The 15,487-nt window shown below is 59.3% G+C and carries 19 protein-coding genes; 4 read left to right on the top strand and 15 right to left on the bottom strand.

Features of this window, described 5'->3' with window-relative positions:
• Positions 1-5 precede the first annotated feature (5 nt).
• The 4 genes from AC5S27_RS06745 to asd all read right to left on the bottom strand — a co-directional run bounded on the left by AC5S27_RS06745 (position 6) and on the right by asd (position 4,037).
• Complete coding sequence (locus AC5S27_RS06745) at positions 6-707, bottom strand: class I SAM-dependent methyltransferase (protein ID WP_493933798.1); 702 nt, start codon at positions 705-707, stop codon at positions 6-8.
• A gap of 63 nt (positions 708-770) precedes the next feature.
• Entirely contained in the window at positions 771-1,448 is a 678-nt protein-coding gene (locus tag AC5S27_RS06750) for a 4-hydroxy-tetrahydrodipicolinate reductase (protein WP_493933799.1), read from the bottom strand.
• A 70-nt stretch (positions 1,449-1,518) separates the two neighbouring features.
• The gene (gene lysC / locus AC5S27_RS06755; RefSeq protein ID WP_493933800.1) at positions 1,519-2,931 is read right to left on the bottom strand and encodes a lysine-sensitive aspartokinase 3; all 1,413 of its coding nucleotides are present in this window, start codon (positions 2,929-2,931) and stop codon (positions 1,519-1,521) included.
• Positions 2,932-2,960: 29 nt separating this feature from the next.
• Positions 2,961-4,037, bottom strand: a complete 1,077-nt coding sequence (gene asd, locus AC5S27_RS06760; RefSeq protein WP_493933801.1) for an aspartate-semialdehyde dehydrogenase — start codon at positions 4,035-4,037, stop codon at positions 2,961-2,963.
• 212 nt (positions 4,038-4,249) lie between these two features.
• Here asd and AC5S27_RS06765 point away from each other — a divergent pair, with 212 nt between their 5' ends.
• On the top strand, positions 4,250-4,807 hold the full coding sequence (locus tag AC5S27_RS06765; protein WP_493933802.1) for a hypothetical protein: 558 nt from the start codon (positions 4,250-4,252) through the stop codon (positions 4,805-4,807).
• Positions 4,800-5,561 carry a PAS domain-containing protein gene (locus tag AC5S27_RS06770; RefSeq protein WP_493933803.1) on the top strand — a complete coding sequence of 254 codons (762 nt, stop codon included), beginning with the start codon at positions 4,800-4,802 and terminating at the stop codon, positions 5,559-5,561. The genes AC5S27_RS06765 and AC5S27_RS06770 overlap by 8 nt, the downstream gene beginning before the upstream one ends.
• A 7-nt stretch (positions 5,562-5,568) precedes the next feature.
• On the opposite strand, the gene nrdR is transcribed toward AC5S27_RS06770, so the two are convergent.
• From nrdR to AC5S27_RS06825, 11 genes are all read right to left on the bottom strand, one after another.
• Positions 5,569-6,057: a transcriptional regulator NrdR gene (gene nrdR / locus AC5S27_RS06775; RefSeq protein ID WP_493933804.1), complete on the bottom strand. Its 489-nt coding sequence runs from the start codon at positions 6,055-6,057 to the stop codon at positions 5,569-5,571.
• 75 nt (positions 6,058-6,132) lie between these two features.
• Positions 6,133-6,402: a ParE family toxin-like protein gene (locus AC5S27_RS06780; RefSeq protein WP_493933805.1), complete on the bottom strand. Its 270-nt coding sequence runs from the start codon at positions 6,400-6,402 to the stop codon at positions 6,133-6,135.
• A gap of 11 nt (positions 6,403-6,413) precedes the next feature.
• Positions 6,414-6,617 carry a hypothetical protein gene (locus tag AC5S27_RS06785; protein WP_493933806.1) on the bottom strand — a complete coding sequence of 68 codons (204 nt, stop codon included), beginning with the start codon at positions 6,615-6,617 and terminating at the stop codon, positions 6,414-6,416.
• Positions 6,618-6,681: 64 nt separating this feature from the next.
• Positions 6,682-7,794 (bottom strand): lysylphosphatidylglycerol synthase transmembrane domain-containing protein, encoded by a 1,113-nt coding sequence (locus tag AC5S27_RS06790; protein WP_493933807.1) that lies wholly within the window; start codon positions 7,792-7,794, stop codon positions 6,682-6,684.
• Positions 7,791-8,618, bottom strand: a complete 828-nt coding sequence (locus AC5S27_RS06795) for a lytic transglycosylase domain-containing protein (protein WP_493933808.1) — start codon at positions 8,616-8,618, stop codon at positions 7,791-7,793. The genes AC5S27_RS06790 and AC5S27_RS06795 overlap by 4 nt, the downstream gene beginning before the upstream one ends.
• A 17-nt stretch (positions 8,619-8,635) precedes the next feature.
• Positions 8,636-9,550: a Cof-type HAD-IIB family hydrolase gene (locus AC5S27_RS06800; RefSeq protein ID WP_493933809.1), complete on the bottom strand. Its 915-nt coding sequence runs from the start codon at positions 9,548-9,550 to the stop codon at positions 8,636-8,638.
• 282 nt (positions 9,551-9,832) lie between these two features.
• Positions 9,833-10,231 carry a c-type cytochrome gene (locus AC5S27_RS06805; protein WP_493933810.1) on the bottom strand — a complete coding sequence of 133 codons (399 nt, stop codon included), beginning with the start codon at positions 10,229-10,231 and terminating at the stop codon, positions 9,833-9,835.
• Positions 10,232-10,426: 195 nt separating this feature from the next.
• A complete protein-coding gene (locus tag AC5S27_RS06810) occupies positions 10,427-10,846 on the bottom strand; it encodes a type II toxin-antitoxin system VapC family toxin (RefSeq protein ID WP_493937279.1) in 420 nt (139 codons plus the stop codon).
• A 2-nt stretch (positions 10,847-10,848) separates the two neighbouring features.
• Complete coding sequence (locus AC5S27_RS06815) at positions 10,849-11,106, bottom strand: hypothetical protein (RefSeq protein ID WP_493933811.1); 258 nt, start codon at positions 11,104-11,106, stop codon at positions 10,849-10,851.
• Between the two features lie 52 nt (positions 11,107-11,158).
• A complete protein-coding gene (locus tag AC5S27_RS06820) occupies positions 11,159-12,406 on the bottom strand; it encodes an FtsX-like permease family protein (RefSeq protein ID WP_493933812.1) in 1,248 nt (415 codons plus the stop codon).
• 19 nt (positions 12,407-12,425) lie between these two features.
• Positions 12,426-14,684 (bottom strand): NHL repeat-containing protein, encoded by a 2,259-nt coding sequence (locus AC5S27_RS06825; RefSeq protein WP_493933813.1) that lies wholly within the window; start codon positions 14,682-14,684, stop codon positions 12,426-12,428.
• Positions 14,685-14,897: 213 nt separating this feature from the next.
• Here AC5S27_RS06825 and AC5S27_RS06830 point away from each other — a divergent pair, with 213 nt between their 5' ends.
• Positions 14,898-15,179 carry a type II toxin-antitoxin system RelE/ParE family toxin gene (locus AC5S27_RS06830; protein ID WP_493933814.1) on the top strand — a complete coding sequence of 94 codons (282 nt, stop codon included), beginning with the start codon at positions 14,898-14,900 and terminating at the stop codon, positions 15,177-15,179.
• Between the two features lie 11 nt (positions 15,180-15,190).
• Positions 15,191-15,478, top strand: a complete 288-nt coding sequence (locus tag AC5S27_RS06835; RefSeq protein WP_493933815.1) for a HigA family addiction module antitoxin — start codon at positions 15,191-15,193, stop codon at positions 15,476-15,478.
• Positions 15,479-15,487 lie beyond the last annotated feature (9 nt).

Genomic DNA, 15,487 nt, shown 5'->3' on the forward strand with positions numbered 1-15,487 from the left:
CGCATTTAGAGCTTTGTGCGTTTCCCCATCCAGCGGTAGATGGCGCAGGGCTCGTCGGTGGACCAGGTGTATTCGCCGTCGGGCTGGTTGTTGAGGATGTCGCGGTCGGCGGCTTCGTCTTCTTTTGAGAGGGGGATGAGGCCGCGCCAGAGTTGCTGCCAGCCGGGGCGTTTGGCCAGCACTTCTTCGAACTCGTCGTTGGCGTAGAGCAGGTCGAGCTGTCCTTGGCGGCCGGCGAACTGTTGTTCGAGATGCTTGAGCAGGGCGCGCAGGACTGGTTCGCGAAAAGGGTTGAAGAGGTAGGCGACGCAGGGGCCGGCGGGGAACTGGTACTCGGTCACATCCTGCTCTACGATGCGCAGCGGGCATCGGGCGCGTCCAGCCAGCTCCCAGGTACGGATGTTCTTTTTCGCGATGGCGGCGAGATCGGGGTGTAACTCGACGCCGATGACTTCGCGAAAGGGCATGCGCGAAGCGATCAGCATGCCTCGGCCCATACCCGCGCCGAGGTCGAGGAAGGTGTAGTCATAGGGCGGGGCAACGAGCTGCGTGGCGCGCCACCAGTCGATCAGGTCAATCAGGACCGAAGGCGCGATGCCGTAGTAGGCGGTGTTGTGCTTGTCGTTGGGGTGGCCGGTGGTGAGGTCGCGTCCGTGGACGAGGCCGCTGGTCTGCACGTGGTGTTCAATATCAAAGGGATGGCGCATGAAGCCATCCTTGACCGTCAACCCGGGCAGTAGCCGCTTGCGTCCCATGCAGTTCGCCGGCGCCTAGACTTTTTCAAAGATTTCGCGGAACTCCCATACGCCGCTCTTGCCGCTGAGCCATTCGGCGGCGCGTACGGCGCCTTCGGCAAAGCCGCGGCGGTCGAACGACTCATGCCGCAGCTCGATCATGTCGCTCGCGCTGCGGGCGGTAAGTACATGCAGGCCGCTGGCATCGCCTTCGCGGTGCGAGACGATCTCAACCTTCGCATTCGGCTGGGCTTCGAGGACGATCTCTTTCAGCGTGAGCGCGGTGCCGGAGGGTGCGTCGAGCTTGGTGGTGTGATGGGTTTCTTCGATGTGGAATTCGTAGCCCTTCATCTTCGCAACGTCGGCGGTGAGCTTGAAGAGCTCCTGCACACTCAGCGAGAAGTTGGTGCCATAGAGCAGCGCTCCGCCGCGACGGAAGGCGAGAGCCTTCATCTCGTTGAGCTGGTCATACCATCCGGTGGTGCCGACGACGACGCGCGCCCCAAGGGCGAGGCAGGCCTTGATGTTCTCCACAGCCGACGCGGGCGAAGTAAAGTCGATCACCACGTCCACCTGTGCAACGGTAGGAGCGGTGAGCGCGCTTGCGCCTGTGTTCTCCCGCAGATCGAGCACGCGTACGGAATGGCCGCGCTCCCGCGCAACGGCGGCTACCTGACTCCCTGTCTTGCCTTTTCCCAGCACCAGCAGCAGCATGAACGTTTTCTCCTGAAGACTCTACAGTGCAGCGTACAGGTTCAAGCATGGAATTGAAAACCGCCTGCGGCTAAACGGCAGCGGTGCGGGCTTCCACGTCGAAGATCTCCGGATCAGGATCGCGGAAGAAGTGCGCATGCAGCGACCTGACGGCCTCTTCCACATCACTCTCCTCGATCATGAAGCTCATGTTGATTTCGCTGGCCCCTTGCGAGATCATGCGCACGTTCACATGCTTGATGGCGGTAAACACCTGCGCGGAGATGCCCATCTGGCCGCGAATATCCTCGCCCACCATGCAGACCAGCGCCTTCTGCCCCTCGTACTTCACGTCGGCCAGCTTGCCCAGGTCGGCGGCAATTGCAGGCAGTTTGTCGTTTGAGTCGACAGTGAGCGAGACGCTGACTTCGCTGGTCGAAACCATGTCGACCGGGCACTGGTGCTTGTCGAAGATGTCGAAGATCGCCTTTAGATAGCCATGCGTCATCAGCATGCGGCTCGCGACCACGTCGATGATGGTCAGCTTCTTCTTCACGGCAATGCACTTGAAGGGGCTCTTGCAGTGGGGCGCAAGCGAGATGATGCGCGTGCCTTCGTTGGTGGGGTTACGCGAGTTCAGCACGAGGACGGGGATGTTTTTGCGCACGGCGGGCAGAATGGTGGCCGGGTGTAAGACTTTGGCCCCGAAGTAGGCGAGCTCGGCGGCCTCTTCAAAGCTGACCACGCGCACGCGCAGCGCGTCCGGGCAGATGCGCGGATCGGTGGTCATGATGCCGTTCACGTCAGTCCAGATTTCGATGGCCTCAGCATGCAGCGCACCGCCGATGAGGGCTCCGGTAAAGTCCGAACCGCCGCGGCCAAGCGTGGTGGTGATGCCTTGCTCGTTCGAGCCGATAAAACCACCCATGACCGGCACGCTGCCTGCCTGCAGATGCGGGAGAACGTGAAGTGCGCAGCGCTCTTCAATCAGCTCGTCGAGCGGGATCGCTTTCTGATATTGCGAATCGGTGATGATGACTTCGCGCGAATCGACGTGGACGCCGTTGAGACCCATCTCGTCGAAGGCCTGCGCGATCATGTAGCTGGAGAGACGCTCGCCGTAGCTGACGACGAGGTCAGAGATGCGCGGGGTGAGTTCGAGAATGACGGCGAGGCCACGCAGCACTTCGTCGAGCGCGTCGAACTCATGTTCAATGGCGGTCTGGAGAGCAGCCAGGCGCTTGTGATCCTTGAGCAAAGCAGCGGCAGTGTCGCGATGACGGCAGCGCAGGCGCTGGCTGATGGCGAGAGAGCCAGTGCGGTCGCCGCGGCTGGCGGCTGCGGCACAAGCCAGCAGGTGGTCCGTCACCTTGGACATGGCCGAGACCACGACGACGGGTTTCTTACCCTGCGCAACGCGCCCGGCTACGATACCTGCTGTTCGCGCAATGGCCGTCGCATCTTCCACCGACGTACCGCCAAACTTCATGACCACCAGACTCATGCAGCGTCCCTATTCTTATGTCAATCCGATTATGCTTGCGATGCCGCCAGCGCCAAAGGTTCCAGCTTGCCTAGGCTTAACAGAAGCTCGGCATTGACGATTGCAGCACCGGCAGCGCCGCGAATCGTGTTGTGCGAGAGCACGGTGAACTTCCAGTCGAGCAGGCCGCAGGGACGAAGACGCCCGACCGAGGCTGCCATGCCCTTACCGCGATTCTTGTCGAGACGCGGCTGCGGACGATCTTCGGCAGCGATCCACTCAACGGGCTGTGCAGGCGCTGTTGGCAGATCCTGCCCGGCCAGCGGCGTGAACTCGGCCCAGGCCGCGAGCAGTTCTTCCTTGGTCGCTGGCTTGGTCAGCTTGATCGAGACGGATTCGGTATGACCATCCTCGACTGCTACGCGGTTGCAGTGTGCGCTCATCTTGGCGGCCAGCGGCTTGATCGTATCGCCGTCGAGTGAGCCTAGCAGCTTCAGCGTTTCTTCCTGCATCTTCTCTTCTTCATTCTTGATGAAGGGAACCACGTTGCCGAGGATGTCCATCGAAGGCACGCCAGGGTAGCCCGCGCCGCTGACCGCCTGCATGGTGGTGACGAAGATGGCCTCAATGCCAAAGCGCTCCTGGATCGGCTTGAGCGCCATCACCAGGCCAATGGCCGAGCAGTTGGGGTTGGTGACGATGTAGCCGCCGGAGTCTTTGCGCCATTCCTGATCTTCGATGAGGTGCAGGTGATCGGCGTTGACCTCGGGAATGACCAGCGGCACATTGGGATGCATGCGGAAGGCGCTGGAGTTCGACACAACCGCGCAACCGGCAGCGGCGAAGCGCGGCTCCATGTCGCGGGCAATGTCGGCGTCGAGGGCGGCAAAGATAATCTTGGGGGCACCAGTCGGCTCAGCCGGCGAAATCGTCATCTTCGCGATGCGCTCGGGGCAGGGCGTGTCGAGACGCCACTTGGCCGCGTCCTCGTAGCGCTTGCCGCTGGAGCGGTCGCTTGCGGCGAGCCACGTGATCTCGAACCATGGATGGTTTTCCAACAACTGAATGAATCGCTGCCCGACCATGCCGGTCGCGCCGAGTATGCCAATTTGATGTTTGGTTTGCATAATGGTAGACCCTTCAGTGTACAGGAACGCAGCTTTTGAAACACGCGCACGGCACCGGATTGCGAGCCAATTCCGAATCTCCGGTGACGAAAATGGTTCGCGGGGGAAGCTCCGTGCAGCCAGATCGGGAGGCGGGCTCAACTTCCGCACCACCCTGCCGATATACCTGTCAGTGCTGGCTGCGCGTTCGACTCGGGACTTCAGGACGAATTATGGTTGCTGAAAATCGTGCATCTGCGCCAACCATCGAGGCTGCAACGGAGCATCTCTGCCGCATTCTGCATTCGTCCGGCTCGTCAAGCTTGCGACAGGGTTTTGTCGCCAGGCTCTGTCTTAGTTCTCTCGATGTCGTGGCCGAGCGTTTTGGGGCCAGAGGCGCCGAATCGCTTTGCAACGCAGTCTTTACCTCTCTGATGGACAAGCTTCAGGAGCAGGATGTGCTCTATCCCTGGCGCGGGAATTGCTTCCTGGTGATCAGCGAACGCCCGCTGTACGAAAGCCAGTTCATCGCGGAAATCTCCCGCATCCTGGCCCGCAACCGCGATTTTCCTATCCAGATCGGCGAACGAACAATCATGCTCCGTGTACCGATCGTTTTGACGGTGTATCCACTCGCCTCGCTGAAGGATATCGAAGACTTATCGCAGCCGGTGCAAAGCCCGGGCACGGCGAGCGAAGCGTCCACTTCCAACAACGGCCAGCTTCCCGCCCACGCCCTCTACGCCGGCACACCGACCGAATCGATTCCCGAGGGTCCGCGACATGAGTAGTCCCACGCCAAAATGGCCGAATCCCTCGGTATCGGTCGAGGAACTGCCGGTCGCCTACATCGAGATCGATGCGCGGGGCATCATTCGCTATGCCAACCCGGCGGCCGTCTATCTGCACGAAATTCCAGCGGAAGAGTTGCTTGGCCGCGAGATCTGGGACCTGCTACCCCCGGACGAGACGGCCCGCAGCCGCGCTGCCTTCTTCGCCAACATGGAGTCGGGTGAAGAGCCGGTCACAGTGCGCCGCTCGCTCTTCAATATCCGTGGGGAATATCGCATTCAGGAGTTTCATCGCCGCATGATCCGCGATGCGGACGGCAAGGCCGCCGGAATCTCCGCGGTGATCTTCGATGTGAGCCAGCTCGAAGCCGCCTCGCAGCAGCCCCAATACCGCGCTCTATGGCTGGAGAGCATTCTGGCCTCGCTCCCTTCAGCGGTGCTGGTGGCGGACCCGCTGGGCTCTATCGGCTATCTCAATCCAGCCGCGGAGCAGCTTACCGGCTGGACCGCCGCCGAGCTGACCGGGCAGCCCATCGAATCCCTCTTTCCCGCCCCGGAAGGCGCAGACTCCGCACCGATCCGGCACAGCTTTGAGAAAGCGATGGAGAATTCCTGTACCTACGCTTTCCAAATGCGGCATAAGGGGGGAACGGCATGCACAGTAGAGGTGGCTGCATCGCCGGTGGTGGATAAGGAAACCGGATACGCGAGCGGACTTTTGTTGATGCTGACTCCGGCGCCGAAAGAACTCTGAATGCGAGCTATTTCTTTCGCAATGCTGCCTCGCGGTTCGGCTCACGAGCATGCAACAGCTGTTCCAGCTCTTCCTTGAATTCGCGTACGTCCTTGAAGTCGCGATAAACGCTGGCAAAGCGGATGTAAGCGACCGTATCGATCGTCTTGAGCTGGTCCATAATCAGCTCGCCGATCTCGCTGGTGGTGCGCTCGCGCTCCGGTGCATCCATGAGATAGCTCTCGGTCGCATCCACGATCTCTTCCAGCTTGGCCGAAGAAACGGGGCGCTTTTCGCAGGCGCGCAGAAGGCCGCTGAGGATCTTGCCGCGCTCGAACTTCTCGCGACGGCCATCCTTCTTCACCACCATGTAAGGAATTTCGTCGATGCGCTCATAGGTGGTGAAGCGCCGCTCGCACTTCTCGCACTCGCGCCGGCGACGGATCGAATCCGCCTCTTTGCTCTCGCGGCTGTCAACCACCCGATCCTGCGCAAATCCACAAAACGGACATTTCATCTTGTATTGATTCTATCTGGATCCACTCCGGCCCGCAGGTACCATGCCTAACGATGGAGATGCGACATGAAAAGGTCAGGAGAGAAGCTTGTCATAGGTTTCGTGATTTCCGATCCAGAACCACAAATGCCGGTCCGGCAGCCTGATCGCCAAAGCTCGGTAACTGAGAGTTACACGTGCAGACCAGATATCCTTGCTATTCTGTTCGCCGATTTCCTTAAACTGGAGTGAGGGATGCTGCGGATCGGATTTCAGTAAGGCAAATTGCTTTTCCGCGCGCAGGCGAATTTCCGTAGGCAGCTTACGGTATTGTTCCCAGAAATCCAACGTTGCTCGATGGATCATAGCGAACTCCGCTAGAGCGGTTCGACGTAGCCGTTTTTCTCATCCTGAAGAGCGCGAGAAATTACTGCATTCATCCGACCGCCGAGGAGGTCAGATTCAATGCGCGTATCTATGGGATGGGCCTGTCGGTCAAGCCAACCATAAAGCTCTTCCATTTCGCGTTCATTCAGTGAACCGATAGCGCGTTCGATTTCCTGCACCGTATTCGAGCTCATGCCTTTGCCTCCACTCAGTAATGGTGACATAAAACCGGGCTACTTCGGTCCGGCCTTCGTATGATTAGGCTTTTGGAGCGGCTTCGGCCTCGATCACGGCCTCGCCAGCCTGCTCACTTTCAGCAGAGACCTTGCGGAGACTCACGTTCTCGAACTGTGCCCATACCAGCCCAATGGGAATAATCCCAAGGAATGTCACGATGAGCAGCATCGCTGCGCAGGCAGTCGAGGCTTCAATGGACGCGCCAAGGACCGCCGATAGAGCTGCGGCTACGATGCCAATCTGAGTAAACCAGCCCAGCACCGGCAGTTGGAGGATGCTGGCACCACCACTCGCGATCATCATCAGGATGCACTTCGGAACGGAGATTCCGGCGAGTTCCGGGCTGGCGTAGAACGAACTGCAAACCTGAAAGTAGGCCAGAGCAATCAGCGCCCACATGGCAAGCGAGAGGGAAGCCGTTGCAGCAAAATCGGAGAAGGAACGCATGGTGTCCAGCCCGGATCGAAATGTGCGGATTTTTTCTCCGACGGAATGGCCGAGTTTTTTAGAAAATATGCTGAATGCGCTTTCAAACAGACTCGCCACCATCTCCCCACTCACTCGGATCGCGAGCAGGAACAATGCGCCCAGCAACGTGAGTACGAGAGCACCATAGCGGGCGATCTGGGCGGTCAGAAAGGGTGAGTGCTCGGCGAGCGCTGCCATCATCCTGGAGTGGCTGGTCGCCTTGAGGATGTCACTTTGCGGCACCCAGAGCATGGCGATCGAAAAGATGAGGGCCATGGATCCCGCATCGAAGAGCCGTTCCACGATGTAAACGGCGATCTGCGAACTCAGAGGCAAAGTCGTCTTCTTGGCGGTCAGGTAAGGCCGTACCAGGTCCGCGACGCGCCCGATCAGCGCAACTGCGGTGAACCCGATGACCTGCGTACCGACCAGGGAGAACAGACCCAGCTTCTTGTTATGCCTTAGTAGGAGAGTCCATCGCACCGCTCGCAAGACATACCCAAGGCAGATGCAACCGAACGCGATGCCGATTTTGGCCCAGAGCACCTGGGAAAGTTGAACACGGAACTTACTGAATTCGAAACCCGAATGGTAATAGGCGTAGGTGCCGAAGCCAATCAACGCAGCCAGAACAATCAGGCTAACAACCAGTTTCCCTTTTTTCACTCGCGTCCCATTCTTTCGTTATTGGTCACACTCTGAGCCGTGGCTGTAAGCGAAACTTCCGCCGCCCGAGAGACAACAAGCTTTCGCCGCGCTGCTACCCGCCGGTTGAACTCATGGATCACGCGCGCGACATAGAGCCTGGTTTCGCGGTACGGAGGAATGCCGTGGTACCGGTCAACTGCTTCGGGGCCGGCGTTGTAAGCGGCCAGCGCCAATGCCATGTTGTCGTGGTAGCGAACCAGCAGGCTATCGAGGTAAGCGGTCCCGCCGCGAACATTGTCATTCGCTTCGTAGCTGTCGGCCACGCCAAGCTGACGGGCGGTTCCCGGCATAAGCTGCATCAAGCCCTGAGCCCCGGCCCGGCTGTGAGCGTGCGGGTTGCCGCCGCTCTCCATCTTGACCACGCTGGCCAGCAGATCTTCATCCACGTTGTGTTCTGAGCCAGCCTTCGAAAGCATCTGCTGCAGGTCCGCGGGCGTAAGCTTTGCTTCCACTGCCTTGCCGACGGGAGTGCCCGGTGTTGCACTGGCGGGCGAAGTTTGCTGCGACTCCCCGATGGGAGTTGCTGGCACCGGCTCCGGAAGTGGATCGGGAACGAATTCAACGGTGCGAATAGCATCCGGCGTCAGTTCAATGTAATCTTGCGCGGCCGGCTTCGGGTACACGCGAACCTTGCCTTCGACCACCGCATGGTGATCGCAGACCACGTCGAAGCCGTTGGTAAGCGTAATCCGTTCTGCGGCGCGGGCATTCGCGGTAAGCAGCGCAAAGCCCAGCGCTGCCAGCGTCGTTATTCCCGTCAGTATGTAGTCAATGCGATGCATGCAAATCCAGTTGTCAGTCAAACTCTAGCAGAGGCAAGCTGCGCGATCGCCCGCTCCAGCATCACGGCGACGCCATTTTCCTGGTTGGTCGGTCCGACGATCCACCCTCGCTCCGCCGCCATGCCGATGAGCTCGCCAGCCGCATTGCCCATGAGAACGCCGGTACCGGCCCAGTCGAGCATCGACTCGTCGTTCCAGTTATCGCCGATCGCCATGGTCTCTTCCTGCGGAATTCCCAGCCGTTTCGCCAGCCGTTCCAGCGCCGAGCTCTTCGAAACTCCCTTCGGCAGCAGATCGAGAATGGACAGATCGTGGCCCGGATAAGCCGTCCGTATGCACTCAAAAGTTCCTGCGAAAGAGCACGCAGCAAGCAACCGTTCAGCTTCTTCCATCTCCGCAATCGTGCCGGCAGCCATGCCCTGAATGATGTCCACATCGTCCCCGAGAGCATTCTCGATCGGCTTCACTTCCTCGATCGCCAGCCGGTTCGCCTCGACCCACTTGGCAAGGCGGCCTTTGGCCACCCCAATGTCCTCGACGACCAGGTCCGGCTTGGTCGCCTTGTCGAGCGTAAAGACCAGCATTCCAACACCGCGCAAAACGTCGCAGAGACTACGCGCGATTGCCGGTTCTAGACGGGTGAAGTCGATACGTTCGCCTGCCATATTGCGCGTCACTGCACCATTCGACGTAATCAGAGGCGTATCCGCTCGCAGTCCGATGTCATCGATCAGTGGAGCAGTAAAAGCCTGGCGCCGTCCGGTAGCGATGGCGACCACGATTCCGGCGCGCTGGGCTTCTAGCAGGGCGCGGCGATTGCGGTCACTGACAACAGTAGAAAAATCGGGCAGCAGTGTGCCGTCCATATCGATCGCGACCAGTCGCACCGGCCCGCCGAGCACACCGTCTTCAGCCAAAACAGAACTCTCCATACCTCCAGTCTACCTGCGTTTCCGCTCGCGACGGGTCAATTTGGGGTCAATCCAGCATCGATTGGGAAAGCGGGTGTAGCCTGATCAAGATGATTCGTACCTGCCAGCATTGCCACGCCGAAGTCGCCGCAACCGTGAAATCAGAAGCCTGCCCAGCCTGTGCGGGTAAGCTTGTTTCCGCACCAGGAATTCAACGAGACGATCGCCAACCCGATCATCGAGGCATCCTGCTGCCTGCCCGCCACGCCGTTGGCGGTGTGATTACCCCCCGCTGAAGACGGGTTAAGCCGCAGGCTTGGCCATGGCGCGGATGTAGAGTACGACCGCCCAGATGTCGTCTGTTTTCATGCGATTGCCTTCAGCGGCCATGGTCCCCTTGCCATTCTTGATCAGGTCAAAGAGCTGAGCGTCGGTCTTTCCTGTCAGGGTCTTCGGATCGGAGAGATCGGTCAGGGTCATCTTCATGTCTTTCGCCAGATCAGTCTTGCCGTCTCCAGTCGCCCCGTGGCACATCTCACATTCGTAGCCATAAACCTTCTTGGCCTTGGCCATGACTTCCGGTGTGGGTTTGGCGGGGTTTTTCGTATCCGGCGGAAGGGTGGGAGCCACGGCATCCTGCCCTATCCATCCGTAACCAGCACCCAGTACCAACGCGGCGGAAAGCAACAATCCCTTGAACATAGCGCCTCCTCAGTTGCAGGTGTCCGAGGTTGGAGGAATGAACGGAATCCAGAGGGGCATCTGACAGCTGATTGATTTTCGGGCGCAATTGTAGCACCGGAAAACATTTCGTGGATCGGGTGTATTTGGGTAGAGGAATCAGGATATGAATTTAGAAAATACGCAGCCGCGAAAGCTGCGAGCCTGCGGAAGGATCTAAGTTGTAATGAGACCCTCAGCCTCGGCAAGACGCGCCTGGCGCTGGTCGAAAGTCCAGAAATGAGTAGCTCCAAGTTCCAACGCCGCCGCTACGTGGAGCGAATCCAGCGTGCGAACCCCCAGCGTTGCAACATATTTGTTTGCCAGGCGTTCACATCTGGCAAATGTCCTTGAGGGCTGATCCTTGAGCAGCCAGATTCCCACATGGCAATCGTCGTCAATATCATCAAGAACCATCCGGGCGTTGATCTCGGACAGATAACCTCGGAAGACATGCTGCTGGACCGCATGAATCAGCTCGACGCGCTGAAATGGAGTAAAGAGAACTCTCGGGGCAATCGCCATGCGACGTTGCACGTCGGAAGCATGGCTGTCCTGCAAGTAGTGCGAGACGAAGAAGCTGCTATCCGCGTACACGTTCAATAGCGGTTGTTCTCCCGCTCTTCAATGAGCAAGTCCGCACCTGGAAGTATCCTGTCACCGAAAATGGCTCGTCGGCGGGCGGCGAAGTCAGGCCATTGTGCTGGCTGTTTCAGTCCAACCCCATCAAGACGCTCTTCCGGCACGATTCGCGCCAGAACCGTCTCCTGCTCGCGCAGTTCCACGGTCTCTCCCGCCTTAAGCCAGGCTTTGAGTTGCTCCGTATCTGCCAGTTGATCGAGATTCACTGAGTGCATAGCATCCATGGGACACCAAAACTGCCCTCAAGTCAAAGCCTGTTGAAGCAGTCTACTCGTAGCGCAGCGCCTCGGCGGGCAAGATGCGAGAGGCAGTCGAGGAGGGATACACCGTCGCCAGAAGCGAAACCCCGATCGAAACCGCTGCCACCAGCAATCCGTCCGTCCACACTGGCGCGAAGGGCAGCGTATCGATGCTGTAGACATCTGCCGAAAGCGGAATATGGTAATGTCCGCCAGCCCAGCAGGCAGCGTAGCCAAGAACCTGCCCGGCAGCCGTGCCCAGCACGCTGATCAGCAACCCCTGCATCAGGAAGATGCGCCGGACCTGCCCCGGCAGCACGCCAAAGCTCATCAGCACGGCGATATCGCGAGTCTTCTCCATCACCATCATGGTCAGCGCGATGAGGATATTCAGCGCCGCCACCAGCACGATCAGGCCGATGATAATGAAGGTCACAATTTTTTCCAGAGCCAGCGCACGGAAAAGCTCGCGGTTGACCTCCATCCAGTTGGTCGTCTGAAAGCCCTTGCCGGCAGCTTCTTCGATCTCCTTGCCGATCACGTCGGCCTTGTAGAGATCATCAACCTTGAAGCTGATCACGCTGATTACATCCTGCTCGCCAAACAGCCGTTGCGCATCGGAGAGCCTTAGGAAGCCCGTCGCCAGGTCGTATTGGTAGAAGCCCGAGTGAAAGATTCCAGCCACGCGAAATTTCTGATAACGGGGAATCAGCCCCACCGGCGTTAGGTCGCCCTGCGGGCTGGTCACCAGTACGGAATCGCCGACGCTGACGCCAAGACTCTCCGCCATGTCCTTGCCGATGACCAGCGAAGGCAGTTTTTCCGTCGAAGAGCCAACAGTGGTCGCCCCTGGGGCGAGGTCGTCCGCCGAGCCGGAGGTGATCTTGTCCAGCAGATCGCTCACCGTCCGCTCCTCGGCTGGGATGATCGCCTTCAACTGCGCGAAGCCGGACCGTGGTCCATTGGAGATCATCACCTGCTCGTACATCCCAGGCGCCGCCGCGGTCACATGAGGCAAATGCCGCATGCGTTCGACCAGCGGCTGCCAGTCGTGGATGCCGTCCGCCTTCACGCGCAGCAGGTCAACATGGGCAGTCGATCCGAGCAGCCGGTCCTGCAGATCACGCCGCATGCCGTTGGTGATAGCCAGCGCCACGATCAGCGCCGCAACACCCGCAGCTACTCCAGCCACGGAGATCAACGTGACCAGCCCGACCACCGCCTGCCGCCGCTTGGCCCTCAGATACCGCGCCGCTATGTAGAGTTCAAACCGCATCGATCAGAATTTCCTCAAACTACTTCGCAGGCACCAGCGTCTTGGCGGTGGCCACATTCTCATGCCGGTCGTAAACGCGTACGGTGATCACGTGTTCCGCCTCACCCTTTGCTTCCGCAGGCAACGGCGCCGAGAACGAATAATGCTCCTGTTTGGAGTCCGAAAGCCCGCCCACCGGTTCGATGTAATGCCACGGCCCAGCGTCGAGCGAGTATTCCGCGTGGGCAATTGGAGAGGCCGCATCGGCAGCGTCCAGCGAAACCTGGATACGGCCATCGCTGCCCACACCCTTCAGACCGGAAACCACTGGTGCCGTCGTGTCGAGCTCAAAGCGGTCGCTGATCTGTTCTCCGGTCAGCACTTCGCCGGGTGTGTGGGAAGGCGCGTCGCTGGCTACAACCTTGACCTGATATCCGCCATCGGGAAGGGAAGTGGCGTCGAAGCTGTATACCTTATCGGTCAGATTTTTCTTCAATGGACGCCAGAACTTTTCGCCATCGCCACGAATAAAGAGGTCAAAACTCAGGTCGTCGCCATTGTCGTCATGCGCAGCCCAGCGAACCGTCACAGCCGTCCGGTCCTTCTGCCCCTGGATCGACTGCGCCGCGTTCGCCGCTTCGAAGCTGACCCCCGCATTGGCCGCCGCTGTTGGTAGAGCAATCTGCACCGTCGGCGGAGTCGCCTGTACAGGTTGCGGAATCACGCGCGCACCTGGAACTACAACCAGATCATCCACTGCGGGCGCCGCGTTCACCGCGAGGAAGTTTACCCCGACGCTGCTCGCTTCGCCGCCGTCCTGCAACTCAACTTTCCACTGCAAATAGCGTCCTATCGGCGAAGCCACCTTGCCGTTGGCAAGCGGCTGCCAATCGCTCCAGCCCCAATCCTTTGCTGAACGTACCGGCTGCTCAACATTCCCTGAGCGCGTAAAGATCTGATAGCTCTTCGACTCGGGCGCAACCTCAACCCGTCCCCAACGCGCCGTCGCGCCAGCATCGAGAACATCGCTGGCGTAGCTATGAGAACCCGTTGACGCGCTAATCATGTACAGCTTGCCGGTATTCGCCGTTCCCACCAGCCAGCCAGCAGGCGTCGCAGCCATCGAGACAGCCTGCTGCGCCTCAAGATGGGCAATGTCGCCAAAGCTGCCATCCGCCGTGTTAATGCGCAGAATCCGTCCGCGATTGCCGGTCAGCGCCACCAAACCCTCGGGCGTGGCAGCGAGCGAGTAGACAATCTCATCCTTGCCCGACCAAACCTTGCGCGGCGCCTGATCCGCCTTCAGCGCAAAAATCTCCGACCCATCGGGCAGGGAAGCGCTCGCATTGGCCGCCTGCACCGATCCCGGCTGGCCAAAGCTGATGGTGATGCTGCTCGCCCCGCTCTGCACCGGCAAAACCGGCAGCGGATTCCGGCTCTTATCGCCTACATCCGAAGCAAATATCGTGCCGTCAGCATCGATCGCCAGAGCCGTAATCTCGCGCCGCGACGCGCTGAAGAGCACGTAGCCCTTGCCGTTCTTGTCGATGCGGTAAACCAGTCCCGATCCATCCGACCCGGCGATCAGGTTGCCCGCCTTGTCCCAGGCCAGCGCGCGAATATGCTGCTCGTCGGTCTTGAAGAAGACTTCTGCTTTCGGCTGAGCCTGCTTCACATCCACGCGATACACCGCGCCCGGTCCGCCCGTAGCCACATACAGCTGCGCAGCGGAGTCAAAAGTCATATCCCAGATGTAGCGGGACTTATCCGCCTTCTTCCCATCTGCGCCGTCATCTGCCTTCCCGTCCGTCTTCTTCGCCTCGGTAGCATCCGCATCGAACTTGCTCAGGTCGAAAACGACTTCCGCAGAAGCCTCATCGACCGCCTTCCCTGCATCTGGCTTAAGCCGGTAAACCTTCCCGTCGGGCAAAGTGGCCGCGTAGAGCATCCCATCCGGCCCGACGCGCAACACCTGCACCGCCAGCGCCTTGGACTCGAAGAGCGCCTGCGATTTCGTTTCCGGCTTTTCTGGAGAACTCACACGTAGGACGGTAGCCGGCGAACCCGTAGCCAGAAAAGCCGTTCCGTCCTTGCCGGCGGCAACCGACCAGACAAAGCTCGATGGCGAAGTGAACAAATCCTTGGAGACAGGTCCGGAGCGCAGCTTGCCGTCGCTGCGAATCTCAATTCCCTGCGGCGTCCCCTTTTCGAGCTCCTCGTAGCGTGACTGCGTCCACAGCTTGGTTCCCTGGGCAAACAACGGAGAACCCGCAGCCAGCAGGCAGATGGGCAGGATCATCAGCGATCGATTCAAGGCAGGGATTCGCAAAAGGGAAGCGGCGCGTGACAGATTCATTCTGTCGCTGAGTTTACTAGAGTCGGCTCTCACTCTTTCGGCCCGCCAGCAGGCGGCCATGGAACGGAGCACTCTCCACCACCGACCCTGCTCCGAACATTCCAGAAATAAATCAATACGCGTCGCATTCATATCATTTGGCGTTATTATTTTTATGTGATTTTGGACTTCCGGGATGCCGATACCGAATTGCTCTGGAACACTGGAAATTCACGCAGGATTCCGCCGTCCATACGACGGGTGGCAGCGCGCAAACTGGCACTATTGAACGCTGCAATCGATTTAAGCAACCTGGCTGTTCCTCCTGGCAACCACCTTGAGGCTCTGACTGGCGACCGCAGGGGGCAGCACAGTATCCGGATCAATGACCAGTATCGCGTTTGTTTTGTCTGGGAAGCAGGCAACGCCCGCCACGTTGAAATCGTGGATTACCACTGAGAGAGAAACTTATGTCAAAGCCATTCGCAATTCATCCTGGCGAGATTCTTCTGGAAGAGTTCATGAAGCCACTCTCCCTGACCTCTTATCGATTGGCCAAAGAAATTCACGTACCCTCTCCGCGAGTCAACGATATCGTCCGCGGCAAGCGAGCCATCAGCGCTGACACGGCAGTGCGTCTGGGGATTTATTTTGGGCTTCCCGCCCAGTTTTGGATGAATCTGCAAACCGACTACGATTTACGTCTAGCCAAAGCTGGGACGGGGATAGACAAGGTGAGTCCGCGTCAGGCGGCGTAGCAGCGCCAG

The sequence above is a fragment of the Acidicapsa borealis genome, assembly GCF_059115245.1.